The following is a 2,739-nucleotide window of genomic DNA, read 5'->3' on the forward strand; positions in this document are numbered from 1 at the left end:
GGTTATTGTTGCGGCAGGCGGCTCGGAAATGGCCAGATATTCGATTTTGGCGCCATCTATCACCAGATTTGCGTAGTCGCCTAGTTTTAAGGCATCCCAGGTGCAAGCCTTGTCATTGAGGTCAAACAGATAGCTGTCATCGGTTAAGGTGTATCCCATGACGGCCTGCCCCACCTGTAAACCTATAGTGTCCGGCGAAAGGGCGGTAATCGGACCCTCAACCTGATTTGCCGAGGGGGTGAGATAGGGCTCGGCCCGGGTCAGAAGGGTAGCGGTTTGGGCGCGGGTTACCAATTGCTCAGGCTTGAAGCTGCCATCGGGAAATTTTGAAATCAAATCGTACTTTAAAGCCGCATTTATGTAACCTATCGACCAGGAAGGCATCTCGTCCGCATCGATGAAATCCGGTGTGGTGCTGTTCATTGTGAATGCTTCCGACTGTTTGCCGATCAGGCGCACCATCAGCTGGCTTATCCAGGCGCGGCTGGCGAAGTCTGAGGCGATGAAGTCTTTTTGGGAGGGAACCAGGAGTCCCTGTTCCACGGCGAACAACAACTCTTTCTTGAAAACCCCCTTGTTGGCCCAGGAAGGGACCTCGAAGGGCAGATCCGCATCGGCATTTACTTCAGAAATGGCATTGTCCTGCCCCATACAGCGCACCGCCAAAAGCACTGCTTCCAGCTGTGAGATGGGCTGGTCGGGACGGAAATTGCCGTTGTTATCCCCCGACATTATATCCCGGGCGGACAGATTGACAATGTATTTCAAAGCCCAGTGGTCAGGCGCAACGTCATTAAATGGAGTGGCCTGCTGGGCTGCAGATAAAACAACCGGAAACATCAGTCCCTGCGCCAGAAAAAACAGCCCGGCAAGCAATGATGCCATTAATCGTCTATTTGTTTTATAAAACAACTTCAAAATTAACCCTCCTCATGAATGATTTTCCTCTTTTTATAGCATTACATTCGCGATGGAGAAGCTCTTTCCTGCTGAATGGCAGGGAAAGGTCGCTGTCGATTTTAAGGATATGTCGAAATAAAAAGGGACTGTTGGCACGCAACTGCATATAAAAGCAGTCGAAAAAAAGGCTGCCCCTGAGTCCATTTTGGACTTATAGGGCAGCCGTTCTCTTTGGTGACTTTATTTAACCGGGATTCTCATTCCATAGAAGGAGCGCCATACGAAATACAGTGCCACCAGGAGGAACACGATGCCTACTGAAGGCGCGATTCCCCGGAAGGCTTCGGTGATGGCTATCTCCATGGCCAGCAGTCCGAACAAAGTGGTGAATTTGATGATCGGGTTCATAGCCACTGACGAGGTGTCTTTGAAGGGGTCGCCTACGGTGTCGCCTACAACGGTGGCTTCATGCAATGGAGTGCCTTTCTCCTGCAGGTCCACTTCCACCACCTTTTTGGCGTTGTCCCAGCATCCCCCCGCATTGGCCATAAATACCGCCTGGAACAAGCCGAACACGGCTATGGAGATCAGGTAAGACACGAACAGCGATACCGCCAGGTTGCCGTCCTCACCCGCTCTAGGCGCTGCCAGGCAGGCGAAGGCGATGGTGAATGAGAAGATGGCGATGAAGATGTTGAACATGCCCTGCTGCGCATACTGGGTGCAGATCTTGACCACTTCTTTGGATTTTTCTATGGAGGCCTTCTGGCTGGCCTCTTCATCCAAACGTATGTTTTGCTTGATGTATTCCACCGCCCGGTAGGCACCGGTGGTGACCGCCTGGGTGGAGGCTCCGGTGAACCAGTAGATGATGCATCCCCCGGCTATGAAGCCGAAGATGGTGAAGGGGTTTAAGAGGGTTAAGATCTGTTCGGGCTCTACCCCTAATACGTTCTGGATGACCAGTATCAGGGAGAAGATCATGGTGGTGGCTCCGACCACCGCGGTGCCGATCAGTACCGGTTTGGCCGTGGCTTTGAAGGTGTTGCCGGCTCCGTCGTTGGCTTCCAGGTAGTGCTTGGCTTTTTCAAAGTCGGGTTTGAAGCCGAATTGGCCTTCGATCTCTTTATCCACGTCTTTAATCTCTTCGATCAGGGACAATTCGTAGATGGACTGGGCGTTGTCGGTCACCGGGCCATAGCTGTCTACGGCGATGGTCACCGGTCCCATACCCAGCATGCCGAAGGCTACCAGGCCGAAGGCGAAGATGGAGGGATAGATCATGATATCGCTCAAGCCGTATCCGCTGGCATAATAGGCCCCGAACATTAAGGCGAAGAATACCATGCCGATCCAAAAGGCGCTGAAGTTGCCCGCTACCAGACCGGAGAGGATGTTGAGGGAGGGACCGCCTTCCCGGGAGGCTTTGACTACCTCAGCCACGTGGCTGGAGTTGGGACTGGTGAATATCTTGGTGAATTCAGGGATTAAGGCTGCGCCCAAAGTGCCTATGCTGATGATGGCGGATAAGATCAGCCACAGCTGCTCTAACTCTTGGGGAACGCCTGAGCCCGGCCCTAACAGGAAGTAGCTGGCCGCGAAGGTGGCTATGATGGACAGTATGGAGGTGATCCATACCAGGCTGGTCAAAGGCTGCTCAAAGTCGAAGTCGTCTTTGGCGCCGAAGCGGCTCTGGCTGTAAGCCCGGTTGATGTAGAAGGCGGTGATGGAGGTGATGATCATCAATACGCGCAATATGAAGATCCAGGCGATCAGGGTGGCGGACAAGGCCGGCTGTACCGCCAGGACGATGAAGGTCACCAGGGCCACCCCGGTCAC

The 2,739-nt window shown here is 53.4% G+C and carries 2 protein-coding genes; both read right to left on the reverse strand.

Annotated features, from left to right (window positions below; genetic code table 11):
• Positions 1–918: S-layer homology domain-containing protein (locus tag B2633_RS04555; RefSeq protein ID WP_483169444.1), on the reverse strand; the 918-nt coding region annotated here is incomplete at its 3' end.
• A gap of 222 nt (positions 919–1,140) precedes the next feature.
• A partial coding sequence (locus B2633_RS04560; RefSeq protein ID WP_483169445.1) for a sodium-translocating pyrophosphatase occupies positions 1,141–2,739 on the reverse strand: 1,599 nt, incomplete at its 5' end.

The organism is Syntrophomonas sp. UBA1041 (genome assembly GCF_002316705.1).
In the GTDB taxonomy this organism is placed as follows: Bacteria; Bacillota; Syntrophomonadia; order Syntrophomonadales; family Syntrophomonadaceae; genus DTU019.